Origin of the sequence: Microcoleus sp. F4-D5 (genome assembly GCF_036704885.1) — a bacterium.
Taxonomy (GTDB): Bacteria; Cyanobacteriota; Cyanobacteriia; order Cyanobacteriales; family Microcoleaceae; genus Microcoleus.
In genome coordinates, this window is the sequence record NZ_JAUBSX010000114.1 from 1 (window position 1) to 17,115 (window position 17,115).

Annotated in this window: 13 protein-coding genes and 1 pseudogene; 4 read left to right on the top strand and 10 right to left on the bottom strand. The window is 45.4% G+C overall.

Going from position 1 to position 17,115, the window contains the following annotated elements:
• On the top strand, positions 1-238 hold a 238-nt coding region (locus QUA80_RS30840), incomplete at its 5' end, for a hypothetical protein (protein ID WP_333428750.1).
• 12 nt (positions 239-250) lie between these two features.
• Here the strand turns inward: QUA80_RS30840 and QUA80_RS30845 are convergent.
• The 10 genes and pseudogenes from QUA80_RS30845 to nadA all read right to left on the bottom strand — a co-directional run bounded on the left by QUA80_RS30845 (position 251) and on the right by nadA (position 8,389).
• Positions 251-1,021 (bottom strand): sigma-70 family RNA polymerase sigma factor, encoded by a 771-nt coding sequence (locus tag QUA80_RS30845; protein WP_333428751.1) that lies wholly within the window; start codon positions 1,019-1,021, stop codon positions 251-253.
• Between the two features lie 441 nt (positions 1,022-1,462).
• Positions 1,463-1,615 (bottom strand): annotated as a pseudogene (locus tag QUA80_RS30850) (IS701 family transposase); the annotation flags it as partial.
• A 287-nt stretch (positions 1,616-1,902) separates the two neighbouring features.
• Positions 1,903-2,607, bottom strand: a complete 705-nt coding sequence (locus QUA80_RS30855; protein ID WP_333428752.1) for a DUF2996 domain-containing protein — start codon at positions 2,605-2,607, stop codon at positions 1,903-1,905.
• A 179-nt stretch (positions 2,608-2,786) separates the two neighbouring features.
• Positions 2,787-3,674, bottom strand: coding sequence for a hypothetical protein (locus tag QUA80_RS30860; protein WP_333428753.1), 888 nt, complete (start codon positions 3,672-3,674; stop codon positions 2,787-2,789).
• A 138-nt stretch (positions 3,675-3,812) separates the two neighbouring features.
• Positions 3,813-4,367, bottom strand: a complete 555-nt coding sequence (locus tag QUA80_RS30865) for a hypothetical protein (protein WP_333428754.1) — start codon at positions 4,365-4,367, stop codon at positions 3,813-3,815.
• A 337-nt stretch (positions 4,368-4,704) separates the two neighbouring features.
• The gene (locus QUA80_RS30870) at positions 4,705-4,821 is read right to left on the bottom strand and encodes a photosystem I reaction center subunit VIII (protein ID WP_015174678.1); all 117 of its coding nucleotides are present in this window, start codon (positions 4,819-4,821) and stop codon (positions 4,705-4,707) included.
• Between the two features lie 57 nt (positions 4,822-4,878).
• A complete protein-coding gene (locus tag QUA80_RS30875; protein WP_333234676.1) occupies positions 4,879-5,388 on the bottom strand; it encodes a photosystem I reaction center protein subunit XI in 510 nt (169 codons plus the stop codon).
• Positions 5,389-5,502: 114 nt separating this feature from the next.
• Positions 5,503-6,219, bottom strand: coding sequence for a TIGR04283 family arsenosugar biosynthesis glycosyltransferase (locus QUA80_RS30880; protein ID WP_333428755.1), 717 nt, complete (start codon positions 6,217-6,219; stop codon positions 5,503-5,505).
• 417 nt (positions 6,220-6,636) lie between these two features.
• A complete protein-coding gene (locus QUA80_RS30885; protein WP_333428756.1) occupies positions 6,637-7,254 on the bottom strand; it encodes a TIGR04282 family arsenosugar biosynthesis glycosyltransferase in 618 nt (205 codons plus the stop codon).
• 166 nt (positions 7,255-7,420) lie between these two features.
• A complete protein-coding gene (gene nadA, locus QUA80_RS30890; RefSeq protein WP_333428757.1) occupies positions 7,421-8,389 on the bottom strand; it encodes a quinolinate synthase NadA in 969 nt (322 codons plus the stop codon).
• Between the two features lie 338 nt (positions 8,390-8,727).
• On the opposite strand from nadA, the gene QUA80_RS30895 reads away from it, so the two are divergent.
• The 3 genes from QUA80_RS30895 to QUA80_RS30905 are packed head-to-tail and all read left to right on the top strand — an operon-like array spanning position 8,728 to position 17,004.
• Positions 8,728-10,239 carry a restriction endonuclease-related protein gene (locus QUA80_RS30895; RefSeq protein WP_333428758.1) on the top strand — a complete coding sequence of 504 codons (1,512 nt, stop codon included), beginning with the start codon at positions 8,728-8,730 and terminating at the stop codon, positions 10,237-10,239.
• Positions 10,229-13,642: a pPIWI_RE_Z domain-containing protein gene (locus tag QUA80_RS30900; protein ID WP_333428759.1), complete on the top strand. Its 3,414-nt coding sequence runs from the start codon at positions 10,229-10,231 to the stop codon at positions 13,640-13,642. The genes QUA80_RS30895 and QUA80_RS30900 overlap by 11 nt, the downstream gene beginning before the upstream one ends.
• Positions 13,643-13,644: 2 nt before the next feature.
• On the top strand, positions 13,645-17,004 hold the full coding sequence (locus QUA80_RS30905; RefSeq protein WP_333428760.1) for an RNaseH domain-containing protein: 3,360 nt from the start codon (positions 13,645-13,647) through the stop codon (positions 17,002-17,004).
• Positions 17,005-17,115 lie beyond the last annotated feature (111 nt).

A 17,115-nucleotide genomic window follows, 5' to 3' on the forward strand; every position in this document is an offset into this window, starting at 1 on the left:
ACCACCTTACACTTCCACAGGTTTTTCTGCGACGCAATCCCTCTGGTGTCTCCTTTTCGCTCTTATTCAGCAAGCCCTAGTTAGACGTTTTCCCACCCCAATTTGGGAATTTTTCGAGTTACGAGCAAATTTTCTCCCCAAAAATCTCCCCTCAACCCCTATAACCCTTGCTCCTCTTACCGTTGAGCCGCTGCAATATCCTCTCAACTTTCCCACAGGCGGGATAAACAACGGCTGACTCAACGCACTTTCATCTCCAGACTAGAAGAGTAGTAGAGATGTAGGAATGATGGGGTAAAGTTTCCAGACATAGTACGGTGACTTGATAGTTAATTTCTTCATCCTGGCTTTTTGGGGGAATTAGTGATTCCCAATTGGATTGGGGTTGAGAGTTTTCTGGCAAAGGAATTACCAACTTTAAGGCGGGCGAGGAAGAATTTAGAGGAGTATCATCTTCACCGGCAAGATATTTGGTTAAATGCCTTCGCAGAATTCGGCAGGCTTTGCTCACGCATTTGCGGACGTTTTCTTCAGAGAAGAGAAATAGCTTGGCAATATCTTGATAAGATTTATTTTGGTAGTGGTATAAGACAAAAGTCTCGCGGAGTCTGGGAGGCAAGGAGTCAATTTTATGGTGGATATATGCCTCCAATTCTAGGTTTATAATATTAGGTTCAGTAAATCCTAAGTTAGAATAAAGTGCTGGATAATCTTCAAGTTTAATCTCGTCTATGTTTTCAATTATTAATCTTTCTCGTTTTTGTTTTCGATGCAAATCTATGCAGAAGTTATAGAGAACTTGAGTTAACCAAGCTTTAGGACATTTAATTTGAATTCCATAGTTTTGCCATTCTGTCCAGGCTTTAAGCATTGCCTGACTCAATACTTCTTCGGCATCGATTGGGTTTGAGTTCATCCACTTGAGACAGCAATGGGAAAGATAATCTTGATGGGCTTGCCATTCTTGCCAAAAAATTGTATTTTTATCTTCAGTTTCATGCCACAGGATTGATGGAGCCACGGATTGAGAAGATGACCTGATTTTATGAGTTCTATGGCTATTGCTTTCCATTTACTTTTATATAACCTGAGTTCGGGTTAAGCAGCTTGGGACATGGAAAAGTTATGTTTTCATATATTCGGTACGCATTCACTGAAACTAAGTAGATGAGTGGGAAAATACATAAGTATGTCATAAGCTGTTGTGCATCTAATTTGACAGTCAATTTTTCTACAATTATTGTGGGACGGGCAGGAGAGCCCGTCTCTGTATTCAATTTAGATGCTCCGCAGCTTAGCTGCATGAAACGAAGCTATTGGCTTAAGGTTCTGGCAGCTTTACATTCGGTTACATAGCGAGGTTTCTTTGCGCCTACCTACTTATTCCATTATCTATAGCGGTTCTCAAGAAAGTGAGGTATGCCCTATGCCCTATAGTACCTCATGTTACTGAGAAAGGCTATACTTTACCTACACTTCCCCAATATTGTCTAGCTACATAGTCAGTCTTTTTTACTTTTTTTCGATCTCCTGTTTCATCAATTACTATGGTAATTGTCTTTCCCTTTAATTGTTTGAGAATCTTCGTTAATCTTTTTTCATTCAGTTCAGTTACTTGCGAAGCTGATACTCGTGCAAGTCCTGAAGCAGTGCTTGAGGTAAACGCACAAAGTGGCAACAGAAATCATCAATGTGGCAAAAAACTTCTTCTAGACTAGACATGGGAGGCGCCGATTGAATCATCTTTAACATACAGCAGATTCCATATTTATGAAGTACACCTGCCGATCGCGATCTTCCCCGTAGGGACACGGCACGGCGCCGTGTCCCTACAATTCACAAACCTGGAATACGCTGTATTTCAGCTTACACGGCTCCTCCTTTTCTTATCCCGAACTCAGGTTAATTAAGATTCAGCCATTTTTGAGCGTTAAGCCGCTGGACTACGCCAAACACCATGAGGTCTAGTGTTACCTTGCGTTCATCTATCAAAAAAGGCTCTAAAGTGCTAGTTTTGGTATTATTTTCAGCGCAGGAAAACGCCCTTTGACTTTGAATATTTTCTTGAGGAAAATACAGGTTAAATTGGCGCTGACCTGCTTGGAATTTCCCAATAACCTGCCAGCAATCCCCGGCGGAACTCATGCCGGCAACGGGGAGTTTTTGCTTTGCCAAACTCACCTCTAAATCCTTAACGCCCTGCTTAGTCAAAGCAGTTTGCAAAGCGGGCAAATAATCTTGTTGAATAAATTCCGCAAAGGGTTTGTCTTCAACAGCAGGTGCTTTTTCCTTTTTAGCTTTAGCTGGGGGCTTGTCGCCGTCGGCCTTGGCTGCGGGCTTTTTAGCAGCGGCCTGAGGCTTGTCAGCGCTGGGCAAGTCGGTTGTCTCGGCTGTGTCGGAACTAGGGGCGTTCTCGATCGAAGCACTGGGAGTTTCCGATTCTCCAGCAGTAGGATTTTTCGGTTCTTTGGGTTTTTTAGCAGCCCGCTGAGGCTTGTCAGTGCTGGGCAAGTCGGTTGTCTCGGGTGCATCGGAACTCGGGGCGTTCTCGATCGCACTGGGAGTTTCCGATTCTCCAGCAGTAGGATTTTGCGGTTCTTCTGGCATTAACGCTTCCTTTTAAAAGTGATGGGTAGGGAGTTGTGAGTGCAGGTGCGGGCGATCGAGAAAGTCGATCGCCGAAACTTTTTATCGAAAACCAACCTGAGAAAATTGCGATTCAAAAAAATTTGAACTCAACACACTCAGGGCGATCGCCCGCAAACATCACAACTCCTTTGGTTATTCTAAATCTCAGCGACAGCTCGTTCAATCAAACGGCGGGCGAGAGTTTGAACACCGGTGTGTTCGTAGTAGTTGGTAGTCATGTCGAGGAATGCGCCCACGTAGTCCACCTTGTCAGCAGAAATTTCCACAAAACTTTGCAAGTGGCCGAGTACGTTTTGGGGAGTCAAACCTCGATCGCTGACAAAAGAGCTCATCCAGCCAGAAACCGAGTTAAAGCTTTCGCCGATAAAGCCGAGTTGGCCTGCGGGAGAGCCCCCAGGAATCATGCTGCCGATCGCATTAAATGACGGATTGGATTGCAAATCGTTCGGGGAGAGCTTTTGAATCCAAGACTGAGTTGCGAGGATAAAGTCTGGCCCCAAAGGAATCAAACCGTCAAAACAAACCAAAGCAGCCATCCGCATCAGGGATTCGCCGCCGTAGTCACCCAAAGATGCGGCAAAATCGCCGATGCTGTCGCCGGGAATGCCGTTGATTTGGCAAAAAGCGAGCAACTCAGTGACTAACTTCAAAGAAAGGTCGATCGTTTGAGCTTTTTCAGCCTTCGGAGTGATGTTGCCGAGGAACGACAAAAACGAGACATTTTCCGCAACCTTATTAGCGAGGGCGGCACTGCCCAAAGCCTTGTCGGCACTGTCAATAGTTTGGTAAAGCCACAGAGCGCGCTGGTAGCCCTGAGACTTATCGTTGAAGAGGTAGATGGCGCGATCGCCAATTTGCTGGATCAGTTCTTCGTCTGTTTCGCCAGTAACGGTGCGAATGGTATTTTCAAAGCCCACTAAATTGTTCCACTCGCCGGGAACCACAAAGTCAAGCGCTCGCAGGGCTTTGACAGTCATGTTGTCTTTAGGCAGTTGATCGACTAATTCAAAGACTGTTTTGCTCACAAAAAACTCCTTATGCTAGAACGCGAATCAAAAGTATTACTTTTGGCAGATGGCAAAAACTTCAAAGTCTCTTTTTAGCAGACTTAGTTCTGATAGCGCCAGACAGGAGTCGGGCGCGGAGTTTGACAAGAGACATTGCTACTTGAGGCTGGCGAGCCCGCCGAGGTTAAATTTTGACAGCCAATCTTCGCGATCGCTCGCGGTAAAAGAGGGATCGCGGGATTGAACTTTCACCTGATAGCGATCTGCCACTAAAACAGCAGTGATATTAGCACCTTGGGTGACAGCCGGATAGCCGCCGATTTGCTTGGTACTTTGCTTAAATTTTGCGCCTGCCGAGGGGTTGCCGGCGATGTCGTTAATCGAGAGCATCGCGACATTTTTACCGCCTTTGTTGAGCTTAGCTTCAGCAAAACCGGATTTTTCTTGAGCGAAGACGCGATCGAATCCACCGCCAGAAGAGGGGAAGTATTTATTTAACTTACCGCCTGCAACTGCCTTCTGGGGCAGATTTTGATTGCTAGCATTTGATTTATCAGCAGTTGTCTGCTGTGCTTTACCAGGTTTTTGAGTGCTTTCCTGCTGTGCTTTGTCCCAGCGGGAGGGAGCTTGGGTTTGACCGCAGGCGGTCACTAACAGCAGTAACGAGATCAGAAATGGAGCTAAGATGCGGCGTGCGGGGAAAAATTGCATCGCTGTCTCCTCATTAGTAGGTTTCCATAACAATTGTGGCTTAGAATTTGGCAATTTGTGTGCTCTAAGCGGATGATTTGTCTTCTTTGCAAAAAAATCCTCTGCCTGCAGGCAGAGGATTTTTTTGCAATTACGAGTTTTGAAGGAAGAAAACTGAAAGATTGCTCCACAGATAAATTCTGGGGATGGGGGTAAAGAAACTAAGTTTTCTGATAGCCAGCAATCTCAAAACAATTTTTGCTGATTTTCCCTAGATTTATCTAGAAATGTCAGAGCAATTGTTCGTCAATCGTCTTACTTCGGCTTTCCACCTTAAGTCCTACTTTAGGGGTAAGGATCAGGCGTCGCTTTCAATGTAGATAAACAACAAACCCATTACCACAACCGGCATTAACCATGTAATAACCGGAATCAAAATCCAAGGCAAGAAAGAAGCAGCGTAGGAACCTGTCATATCAAATTCTCCAAACTAAAGTTAGTGCATTCCAACAGGGATATGTGAGAGTGGAGTCTAATTATTGACTAAACCCCGGAAAATGGCGTCAACGCCGTTAAAGTTTTCGAGTAAGAAATAGGCAGCAAAGACGCCGCTCATCCCGCCAATGAAGAAACCAGCGGTAAGCTGGCTCCACCCTTCAGCATTTCTGAGGGAATCGGGAGTCATGGGATTAGCACTAGGGTAGCTGGTGTTGTCTTGCTTGAAAGACACCAAACCGTAGGCAGACATACCTGCTGTACCTAGCAGAACTAAAACGAGGGCTGTAATTAATCCGCCGAGATTAGCTGCTTCTGGATAATCCCGCAGGGGTCCGAAGACGATTTCGGGGCCGACGAGGAAATAACCGTGGGCCAAACCGATTTCCAGACCTCGAACTAGGGGCGAGAGTCCTTTGCGGTAGGCGGGCAAGTTCCCAATGAATGCTTTTGTGAAATCAGAAGCACTGATAGGAGTTGCTAGATGACCCGTGAAGGGGTCGCCGTTAAAGGGTTTAATAAGCTCTGCATCTCTGGGATCGGCCATATTCTGTTTGTCCTCGCTGTGCGTAAAATTTGAGGCGTTCAAGTCATATTTTACGCAGGGACGTGTTTCCTATTTACATAATTAACGGCGAGCTTTAGAAAAGTTCACTATTCTTTAGTTTTGGGAAGAATTTTTCTTTTGCCTCTTATACCAGAAAGCGAGTCGATCGGGCGACACTCCGAGGAAATAACCGATGATTACTATTTGATTGATGGCGGTGGTTTTGATGACCCCAAGCTGCTGCCAGCGGCGGGCGGATGTCAGCACAGGGCGGGGTACTATTTCGATGCGGCCTTGTTGTTTCAACCGCCGCACGAATTCAAAGTCTTCCATCAGGGGCAAGTCGGGAAAACCGCCGATTTTGTCAAAAGTAGCTGCGTTGAGGAAAATGGCTTGATCGCCGTAGGGCATTTGCAGAAAGTTCGATCGCCACTTTACCCCTGTCTCTACCAGCCGGAGACCGAGACTGGGGGCGTCAATCTTGAGTTGAAAGGCTCCCGCTACAGCAGGCGGGTTAGCTAGTACCCGACGCGCGCTATCGTCGTACCCGCGAGGCAAAAGAGTGTCTGCGTGGAGAAACAGCAATATCTCTCCAGTCGCTGCGGCGGCACCTGCATTCATTTGGATGGCGCGGCCTGGGGCGGTGGAGATAACTCGCACCCCCAAAGATTTGGCTATATCTGCAGTACCGTCACTGCTGCCGCCGTCGGCGACAATTATTTCGACATTTTTTGCCTCAAGGGCGGTGGAGATGACTGGGGCAATTGTAGGTGCTTCGTTTAAGACGGGAATGATAATGGAAATTTTGAGATTCGGATTTTCTGGCGACATACAGACTTAAGCAGCCCGTGAGAGAGAGGGCGGGTTTTGTACAAAGCTGATTTTGCCCATTTCTGACCCCGGACTCGCCCCTACATTTGGCCTTAAAGTGGGAGGGCGAGTTTTGTACAAAGCTTATCTGTTAGTTGCTCGTTTTTTACGCCGGGAGGACGCCTACATTGGGCTTTCATCTGGCAGGGGCGGTTTCCTACAAAGCTGAGCTGTTAGTTGCTAATTTATTTGCTATTTTTGGTTTTTTCTCGCGCCTGGGACTATTGTCCCAAGCGCTGTCTAACTGCTACTGAGATTCAGCATTTGGTTAGACAAATACACTTACTATATTATGACCTTCTGGTTTCAAAATCAAGTAGTTTGATAGAATTAAATATGACAATTACTAATACTTGAAATAGATTAAATATAGTTTAGTTATTTCAACATATTAATATCTAAACCGAGGAGGTCTTCAGGTCGATCGATATCTGCAAGAGTGGGAAGATAAGCAATATTGAGGTCGAGATTTTGGGCGATCGCCCGCGTACAAGCAAATACTTCACTGGTTCCCCACTGAATGCCACCGAACAATTCCGGTATCGATCGCCGCAGCCCGATCAGATAATAACCTCCGTCTTTGGCCGGGCCCAAAACTAAATCGTGCTGGCTCAATTCCTCAAAAGCTTGTGCCATGATTTCTGCTTTCAAACCAGGACAATCTGTGCCGATAATTGCAGTTTTCTCAACCCCTGAATTAAAAGAATTTTGAAACGCTGCTGTCATTTTTGCGCCCAAATCACCGTCTATTTGATTTTCAAAAAAAATATCATTTCCCAACCACTCTTGCATCAGTTGTTGGCTGCCGCCCGATCGGTGAATTTCTACCGATAACCGGCGGGATTTTTGGAGAGAGAGAGCGCAGGCGATCGTCCGTCGGGCCATCAAGCCGTGAAGGTTGGCAGCGCCTGTTTTTCCCAGCACCGGAATTAGTCGAGTTTTGGTTGTTCCGGGTTCGGGATAGCGGGTGAAAACAATCAGTTTTTCGGACATCATTTATTGTTCGTGAGTTTTCAAGGCAGGAACGGCAGAGGAATAGAAGAGAAAGAGTGGACTACTGATTCACAAATTGCCGATCGATGTTGGTGGGTTAGGCAATGACTTAATTTAATCGCATCGCCCAACCCACCACACAATAAATTAACTTAAAAATAACCAGCGGTTAGCTCATTTCTAGCATTCGCTGGATGGGCTGCAAGGCTGCTAGTTGAATATTTAGGGGCATCGTAATTTCAGGGGTTTGATTTTTCATAGCTAGATACAATTTTTCCAAGGTATTTAATCTCATGTGCGGGCATTCGTTGCAAGCGCAATTATTATTGGTTGAAGGAGCGGGAATGAATCGTTTGTGCGGAGCTTGCTTTTCCATTTGGTGAATGATTCCCGGTTCAGTCGCGACAATAAAAGCTTGGCTGGAACTAGCTTGAGAATATTTGAGCAAAGCGGTGGTGGAGCCGATGTAATTGGCGTGGCGCAGCACGGGAGGTTCGCATTCTGGGTGGGCAATTATTTCGGCTTCGGGATTTTCGATTTTGAGTTGAACTATCTTTTTTTCTGAGAAGTTTTCGTGGACGATGCAAGCTCCTTGCCAGATTTCCATGTTTCTGCCTGTTTGTTCCATGACGTAGCGACCGAGATTGCGATCGGGCCCAAAAATAATCGGCCGATCTTCGGGAATTTGGTTGACAATTTTAACCGCGTTAGAACTGGTGCAAATTATATCGCTCATTGCCTTAATTGCGGCGGTACAATTAATGTAGGAAATTACCAAATGTCCCGGTCGATCGGCTTTGAAAGCTGCAAACGCTTCGGGAGGGCAACTGTCGGCGAGGGAACACCCAGCATTTAAGTCTGGCAACAATACTAATTTGTCGGGATTGAGAATTTTTGCGGTTTCGGCCATGAAATGAACTCCGGCAAAAACTATGACATCGGCGCTGGTGTTGGCGGCTTTGCGGGCAAGTTCTAGGGAGTCGCCAATGAAGTCTGCGATGTCTTGAATCTCGGAGTCTTGGTAATAGTGGGCGAGAATGACGGCGTTTAACTCTTGTTTGAGGGCGTTAATGGCTGCAAACAAGTCGTGGGGCAGTCGGGTTTGAGTAAAGTTCGGAGCAGGTGCGGTGGTAAACACAGTTAGAATATTCCGGGGAAGGTGGCGAAGACAGCTAAAGTGTATTTTGAATTATAGTTGATTTCACCAAAAACGGTGGGCAGTTGGGCCAGAGGTAGAAAATTTGCCATAGGTTAACCGACTGACTGGCAGTGGGAGCAAGATTTTGCGATCCAAGAGTGGACTCAGCTAAGTTTTTACCTGACTCTAATTAGACTGAAAGCTTGATCCAGCAAGATATTCACAGGTAAATGACTACTTTGAGCCACGAGTATTTTGAGTAGCCTCTATTGACATCGTTTATTTACATCGTATACTGTAATCAGTTTACGATGTAAAGTAGTTGGTTTTATACATCTATGTACTTTGAAGACGATCGCCAGTGGGAGGGAACTGCTGAGTTTCTGACAAAAGAACTAAAACAACGGATTGAGCAGCTTGGCCTATCTGTGGAACCACCAGCCTTAAGAACTGTGCGATCGTGGAGATCCAAGCAACTCCTGTCACAGCCGAAAGGTCAAGAATTTCGGTTTCGGCAGATTTTAGAAGGACTGGCAACTGCACTTTTGCTCAAGAAAGGCTGGACACTGGCCGCGATCGCTCAAGTTTTACCCTCATTCCCCGACGCAACTTTGGAGCAACAAATTCTTGCCGAGGCTGATGGTCAAGACCCAACCTGGTTGCCGCAAATGCAAACAGCGACATTGCCATTACCAACAGGACACGCCAGCACGATCGATCTGGCTGAAGATACTGTTATATTGCTGGCCCAGGGAATTCTGCGACAGTACACAAGAATTCTCAATCGAGACATCGTTCGCCAAGACGATACTATGCCATCGGAACTTTATCGGGCTATGTGCAAGTTGGGCAGGCTGTATATCGAATCCGGACAAAGCGATCGCGCGGCTTGCGTGCATACGGTTTTGGAACGTGCTAGATATCCCCTCAATAAGTGGGACTTAGATATTTTTTGTCACGCCGATTTTGACTCGGGTCAAGTAATTCTCATCGATCCAGACTTGCGAGTGCCAACCCCAGATTGTGCAGTAATTGCCAACAGTAAAGGTACTTTTGGCGAAGATAATATCATCGAACACCGCCTGTACCAACGGTTGCGCGAGGCAACTGAACGATTGGGGATTCGCCGCCAGCACAAAGCTTATACGGCTTTGCGATCGCTATTTGGCAGCCGATCGCTCATCGGAGAACACCAACTCTTAGAGTATTTACGTGACAACGATTTAACCCCTTTACAGGGAATGATTGTTGACACCTTTTTTGATAGCGTGTCGGATGTCTGGTTAATTGACGGACACGCTCATCGCTGCGCGTATTGCGGTACGCTGATGCGCCCCTATCCCAATAAAGAACTTTTTCCCGATGGGCGATGTCCGATTCGCCAATGCCTCGGTCACAACTCCTCAACAGCAAAAGTTTCGGAGAAATTAGACCCAAACCAAGACCGATTGCTGATTGCCAAACCGCAAATTTTAACCTATTGGACTGGGCCGGCGATCGACGAATTAGCAATTTTTAAGGCAGCCATAAAAAACGGACTAGATGCCGAACTTTACCCAGAATCCGACCTATGCGATGTAGCAATTAACGGTCGCAATATCGGCATTGATGCTAAGTCATACACCAGTCCTGTCTCCCTTGCTTTGCGCCTCAACCGCACTGGCATCGGAGGGCTGAAGCACTACCGCCGCCGCATCATTGCCGTCAGCGACCAATTAATTGAGGAGCGGCCAGATTACCTCTCTACTTTCGAGTCAGCGCTCGAGAAAAAAGGCGATCCTGCTACTCTCGAAATTCTGTCTGTTTCACAAGTCATTGAGTTGTTAAAGGCAATCAAATATGAGAATTAAACCGGATTTCTGGACGGGAATAGATCGCATTTCCTGGCTGTGTGTCTTGATGGCAGAATTTATTGAGACTAATTCCCTAGAATATGCCCCTTTAACGATATCGGGAATGGCGAGTATCATCAATGCACCCGCGTTGACAAAAGCCCGCCAAGCCATTTTCAATATGCGCCTGATGTCGCTGGCTTACGTGACAGAACAGTCAGTGAAACACGCCGTTGCTATTTATAACGATCGCCACTACCGCAACAAAACTCAAGGAACCTATAAAATTAACTTAGAAACACTTCACTTTGAACGCACAGACCCCCTAGAAGACCCTTTAATTGCCGCATCGCGTCAAATTCTGGGCCAGCCTTTGGCACACCAATTTTACAGCGCCACCTTTGCCGATCCCCGCCAGCCAATGGCCGTTGCTTTAGGTGAAGAAACAACAGCCGCGAGAGTGCCAATTGGGCCGATCGCAGCCCCGCTTGCACCGCGCCGCACTCATTCCCTCGATCGCTTGCCGAAAGCAAAAATCCGCATTCCCCTTTCGGAACTGTACGAGTTAGCAGTTGAGATGGATGAACGCGAAGCAAATCACCCTGAAAAAAGACGGGGTAGCTGGGTACAACGGTTTGAACATTTTGCACTTAAGGTGCCAGAAATTGGTAAGGGTTTGCGGGAAGAAACAGTCATCGAATTAGAAGGCATCAAGCACTTAATTGGACTGCCTGGATCGGGCAAAACAACTTTGCTCGTATTAATAGCTGTGTGGTTGGGAAAACGCGGTTATAAAGCGATGTTTGTGTTTCCCTCTATTGAAGTTGCCAGACAGTACATGGCAGAACTGGCATTTCATGAAATTAAAGTGGGAATGCTAGTCGGTCAAAGCGATGGAACTCGCCGCCGACACGCTGACAATATTGCCGAGGCGATCGCAGCATCAGGGGGAAATGGCGGCTTTGCCTATAGTTTGGAACAGGCAGAAGTTTTTGGCTTAAATTGCGTCTTGCCTGCTTTTTCAACTGCTGATACTTCGATGTGGGGATTTGGTTATGCACCCTGCAAGGAAATTTTACAAAGCGGTGGCAAAAAAGGGCAGATGAAAAAGTATCTTTGTCCGGTTTGGACGGTGTGCGGCCGCCACAAAGCACCCCGCGATTTGCTAGATGCCGATATTTGGGTCGGCCACGTTCTTTCAATGGATACTGAAGTTCCACCTCATGCTATTCGCGATCGCATTCGTTATTTTGAATTAATTGCCCGGACATTTGATGTCGTAGTTTTTGACGAAGCAGATATGGTGCAATCAAATCTGGATGCTTACGGTGCAGCAACTTTAAAACTTTCGGGGGCGAAAGAATCTATCCATTTAGCCATTCAAGAGCAAATTCACAATCCTTTTGCTCGCGGAGAAAACTATCGATTGTTCGACCGCAATGTAGAACTTTACAGCCGCAATTTATCGGAATTTGGCGATCGCAATACATCATTAATTACTGCCGTTCAAAATATGCCCTCATCGCGAGTGAGCCAACGCTATGAGAATCAGTTATTAACCGTTCTGAGAATAGTCAGCGATTTGTTGGATGGCTATGAGAAAACTTCTAAACGCGATCGCCTAGACGAAGAGGGAGTCAAACAGGGATTTAGCAAAAGTCGAGCCTTAACTCAATTCTGGGAAACAGCAGCTTACCATGCTTTTTACGATCGCACTGGCATTGAACCGCACGATCGGCTCAACCTGGATCTGTGCGCTCAAAGCCTGGGAATCAACCCCGACACCCTCAAACAGCAGTGGGAAACTCAGATTCTTTATTTTCGCCGTTATTTAGCAGAGAATTCGATCGAACGGCGCGACAATATTGTCAAAGAAATTGCCAAATTGTTTTTGCCTTTGTGTTTTAAGGATAGCACTGCATCAGCCGAAGCTCAGGATACAATTACCTTACTTGTTTGCGTTACTTTCGTGATTTTAGGCTATCAGCGGATCGTACCGCAAACTAGAACAATGGTAGCAGAAGGACTGATTCGGGAACCGATTGTCGAATCAACGGCAACACCGGAACTGCGACAACTGATTCCTGAGAATATTTTAGGGTCTTTTTCGGGGGTAAAATACAGTTTCCAATCGGCACAAACTACTCGAAGTCAAGCCCGAAATGTGGAACTGTCTTATATTATTTTTGTGGGCGCGCCTCGGATGTTAATGCACCGTTTTCATCAGTTATTTGAGGCAGATGGCGAACTGACAGGGCCGGCAGTTTTAATGACTTCAGCTACTTCTTTTCTCGAAGCAAGTCCTGCTTATCACATTAACTCTGGGCCGGATTATCTGCTGAAGCCGCGCCAAACAGAACACGATCCCAAAAAGAGCATTTACCGCTTCAAATGGCTGCCCGATCGCGAATGGGGCGATGAACCTCTCCGATTTAGCGGTGCAGTCGAACTGCGCGATCGCAATTTAAAAAAAATGGTAGACGCGCTGGTGCAAGGAGGAACCAAGAAATCTGAAATTTACAAATCCATCCTCAACTTTGACGTGCAACATGGTATTTACCGCAAAGCTGCCTTAATTGTTAACAGCTACGAACAAGCTCGGAACGTTAAGAAATTTATCAACGATTACCATCCAGAAATCGGCAAAAGAACCAAAGCAGTTGTTAATTTTCTCGATAACGGAGAGCAACCAACTGATTTCGTCACAAGGGCTCAGTGCGAGGCTTTAGGAGATGATGAAACTTGCGATATTATCATTTTTCCGCTGTTGGCAATTGGTAGAGGCGTAAATATTGTTTTCACCAAAGGAGATAGGCAACTCGATGCAGCCATTGGTACAATTTATTTCCTCACCCGTCCCCACCCCACGACTGACGATACACAACTTTTGTACAGTCTAGCCGGAAAAGCTACCCAAGAATTTGACAGTCGAGTTTTTACTGAAGCAGAAGACTTGTCAGCAATTTCTAATGCTTGGAAACAGTCGAGAAAACAACTCTGGAAAACGGCTAATCGGCTGTTACGCGAACCTCTCATGGCTAGCCGTTTGGGTGAAGATTTATTTAAACCGTTTACGGCCAATCAGATGGTTGGGATTTTGCAAACAATTGGGCGCGGGATGCGAAATGGGTGTCCGGTACAAGTTTACTTTGTCGATGCAGCTTGGGCAATTAAATCTACTAAAAATGAACCTGACTCCGGGCGGGACAGTATGCTAGTTCAGATGCGAATTATTTTAGAAGAATGCGTCAAGCATCCCGATCCAGTGGTTCGAGAAATTTATCAAGAACTTTACGGTGCATTTCTCGATCCCTTGCGGCGCATTGATGGCGTAGTTTACCCGCCAAGTTTACGGAATTCAGAAGGTTTGACAGAGGAAGAAGACGATTTTGATGATTTTTCACCTTTATTGGAGATGTAACCATGAACGACGAAATTTTTGACAAAATTGAATTCGATGATGACGGCGAAGCAAAGGAAACTACTATTATTGGAGATGCAACCATGAACGACGAAATTTTTGACGAAATCGAATCCGATGATGACGAAGAAACTGAAGCAACTGTGTTTTCAGACACCCTTTACATTCCTCTCGGCAAGCCCAAAAGTCTGAAAGAGATTCCCCTAGCTTTTACCGTGCCAGATAACATCGAGCCAGTAACAGTCAAAGGCTTGACGCTAGGTTGGACAAAAGCTGCTTTGCATGAGCTTTCGATCATCCAAAAAGCTGCTTGCAAGGGCGATTCAGCTAGTAAAAATCTCCCTTATTCCTCGCTGCTAGGTTTGTTAGAAGTAGGACTTGACAGTGCAGCGCGGATTCTGTCAAATGTAGGTTTGAGTCTGTTTTCGTTGAATTCCAAAAGTGTAAAAGAGCCGGAACCATTTGCTTACTTAAATTCCGAAAGTACACAAGATATCCAGAAAGCGTTACGCCCAATTATCAACGAGTGGATAACAAATTTCCTAAAACCTTTTTCTGAAAAAGAAGAGGGGCTATTGGAAGTTATCGACCGTTTGGAAGATTTGCACGATCGAAAGGAGTTGTTAACAATTACTCCGTCTGAGTCTCAAGTTTTACCTTGGAAATGGAATCCAAATACAGGAACTACAAAACACAGCAACAATTATGATTATCGCGTATTAGTCGATTATGCAACTCGCGCGATCGCCGGAAAAGAGATTTTTCAGGGGCTAGGAACAATGAAGCGGGTTATCTCTAGCGGCGGGCGTCTCACAACTGGAACGGCAGAATTGATTACCGATCCCATTACTGTATCCGAAAACGCAGGAAAATTCAGTCTGGTGGTACGTTTAGAAGTCGTAACCTATCCTTCTTTGCACCAACCTTTATTGAAGATAGATGTTTCCAAGCGCCGCTGGTTAAGTGAATTAAAACCTGCAAGTTATAACTCAGCAAATATTAGCGGCTTTGTCTTTTCTGTTGACTACAGCGATCGCGCATTTCGCTACACGGTGCTTTCCGATTCCGAAAAACCGGAGAAAAATCAACCGAACAAAAAGAAAAATTGGTTTTGGGCGATCGATAAAGATTTTGAAGCATTGCGTGGCAAGCTAAAACTCCCGCTGAAAACCCCTAACGGTCAAAATATTGATGGTTCCCAAATTGCTTTGGGTCAAGCTTCAACAGAACGCTGTCAAGTAATGTTAACTTACCGCAACGGACTGCAAGAAGGAAAACATGGGATTGAGGCTGGTGTACCGGAGATTGATAAATTAGAAGCTTTTGAAAAGATTGCCGAAATTTTCAAGCCTATTGGCTTCAAACCTTTCGATAATTACTTGGAAGTAAAATTTAAGAGGGGTGAAAGCCATAAACTCGACAATACTGGTTCACGCATGATTAACTTGCCTACTCTGTTAGGTGCTGCTTTAGAAGTTCTCGAAAAAGACGACAATTCTGCTTTGACTAAAAAAAAATACCTAGAAAGCTTTGAGGACGATGAGTTAAACAACTTGCTGACTAAACACATTGACATCAATTTAGATAATATTTCAAAAGGCAGAAAAGCCCTGCAATTGGTTTGTCAATTAAAAGAACTCAAGGCGATGATTCAGGAAAACCAGGAAGCTATGCGTCGGCTATATCCTAACGAAAACCTGTTGCTTGTTGTCTTTTACCAAGAACAATTACACACCGAAGTGAAACTGCTGCAAGCAATGATTCGAGTTCTCTGGGGTGATGCGATCGAAGTTATTGCTAATAGTTTACCACCAAATACTCACGAGTCGAGAGAGTCATTGCCAGGTGCAAATTTGAAAGCGAAAGAGCGATCGCGCCACCGTATAGAAGCATGGGAGTCGATCGTAAAACAACTAGCTTTACGCAAACAGCGAACTTTTTGCCTCGTAATGGCACGGGAATGGTATCCAGACAAGAAACATGACGATTCGGTGAATAAACCCTCCTCCCGCCAAGCACTGGCTAAAATCGCTGGTTCTTGTGTGCAGTTTCTGCTACCGATTGAAACAACTAAGGAGAAACAACTTCTCAAACTAGATGATTTTTTTCATCGAGTACAAGCTGCTCTAAAAGACTTACTTTATGCTCATTCTGGCCGCATTGATGATGTCAAGGAAAAGGTTGACAAATGGCTCAAAGATACTCCTGTAGCAGCTAGACCAAAAGAAATTATCGGAATTACGATCGTTCGCAAACAGAAAGGTCGCGCTCGCGGTTTTATTGACAACACATTTTTGCCAGTTGCTATGCGCCTCAAGGTGGAAACAGGTGAATGCGAACTGTGCTGTGCCTATGAGAAGGGTAATAATTTACAAATCAGCCCTTGGAGCAAGTTTTCTGATGCGATCGCCTTTATTTCCCAAATCTCTCCCGTGAAACTGGCTGATAAACAAGAAGCGCGCCAGATTCGTTTCATGAAATTTGCCAAGCAGATTATTTCCAATTCTGTAGATGAAGGGAATCAACCATTAGTGATGATTGATTCTTCTAACTGCGCGCAACTTTGGCCTTGGCTCGCCGATGTTAGAATGAATGCAAATCAAATTAACCTCGGTCAGCAGTACGAGCAGATGCAAGATGAGTGGAAAGGTGCGCGGATAATTCGGATTCGTCAAGATATCGCCCCTGGAATTATCGATAAAAAAGTCCGACATTTAACAGACACTTCTCTGGAAGATACCCGGACAAAAGAAGAACTGACTTCAACCTGGGAAATTCCCTCTGCATCGAGTGCAATGAAGTTGTTTCGGCTTGTTACAAGCAATCAAAAGAGCGAAATCAGTGAAACAGGTTGTGTTGCTTACCTGTCTGTTGGGCGCAAAACACTTCATCATGAATCACGCGGTCAAAGTTGCTATCACCCGACAGAAAGCCCTCTTGCTGTAAAGAATATTGCTGAAGAAGTGGTAATTTTTGCATTTAGTTTCCTCGCGCAAAGCGGGTTATATCAAATGGCATCACTGCTTGTGCGCTACTTTCTTGCAAAAGTTGCTGACGGTTTCAACAACAAAGTTTTAAATAAAGCTGGCTTGGAAGTTTACAAAATTGAAACCCGTCCGCCTTTCACGGGACAATTACCAACTCCAAATCCTCTGGAAATTGTTGTGACTTTGCGACAGGAAAAAGATGATTGCGATCGCCTTGCTGCACTGGTAGAATCCCTACGGTATAGTTTCGGTCACTACAGCGATTGGTCGAGCTTACCAGCTCCTCTGTTTTTTGAGCGAGTTGTGCGAGACTATATCAGCGAATTTGCAATTGAAGATGAGCAAATGGAGGCGGAACCAGAGTTAGAGGAATAATTCAGTCTAGGGTTGCTGTCCCTACTCGGTTGAGTGTTATACCATTTTTCTAAAGATGTGCTAGAGATAAAGAATGTAAGATCCAAGACCATCCTGTGAGAAAACCAATGA

Bases quoted from the DNA above. Each gene is read 5' to 3' on its own strand.
- QUA80_RS30855 (WP_333428752.1), bottom strand. From the start codon at position 2,607: ATGCCAGAAGAACCGCAAAATCCTACTGCTGGAGAATCGGAAACTCCC.
- QUA80_RS30865 (WP_333428754.1), bottom strand. From the start codon at position 4,367: ATGCAATTTTTCCCCGCACGCCGCATCTTAGCTCCATTTCTGATCTCG.
- QUA80_RS30870 (WP_015174678.1), bottom strand. From the start codon at position 4,821: ATGACAGGTTCCTACGCTGCTTCTTTCTTGCCTTGGATTTTGATTCCG.
- QUA80_RS30875 (WP_333234676.1), bottom strand. From the start codon at position 5,388: ATGGCCGATCCCAGAGATGCAGAGCTTATTAAACCCTTTAACGGCGAC.
- QUA80_RS30880 (WP_333428755.1), bottom strand. From the start codon at position 6,219: ATGTCGCCAGAAAATCCGAATCTCAAAATTTCCATTATCATTCCCGTC.
- QUA80_RS30885 (WP_333428756.1), bottom strand. From the start codon at position 7,254: ATGATGTCCGAAAAACTGATTGTTTTCACCCGCTATCCCGAACCCGGA.
- QUA80_RS30895 (WP_333428758.1), top strand. From the start codon at position 8,728: ATGTACTTTGAAGACGATCGCCAGTGGGAGGGAACTGCTGAGTTTCTG.
- QUA80_RS30900 (WP_333428759.1), top strand. From the start codon at position 10,229: ATGAGAATTAAACCGGATTTCTGGACGGGAATAGATCGCATTTCCTGG.
- QUA80_RS30905 (WP_333428760.1), top strand. From the start codon at position 13,645: ATGAACGACGAAATTTTTGACAAAATTGAATTCGATGATGACGGCGAA.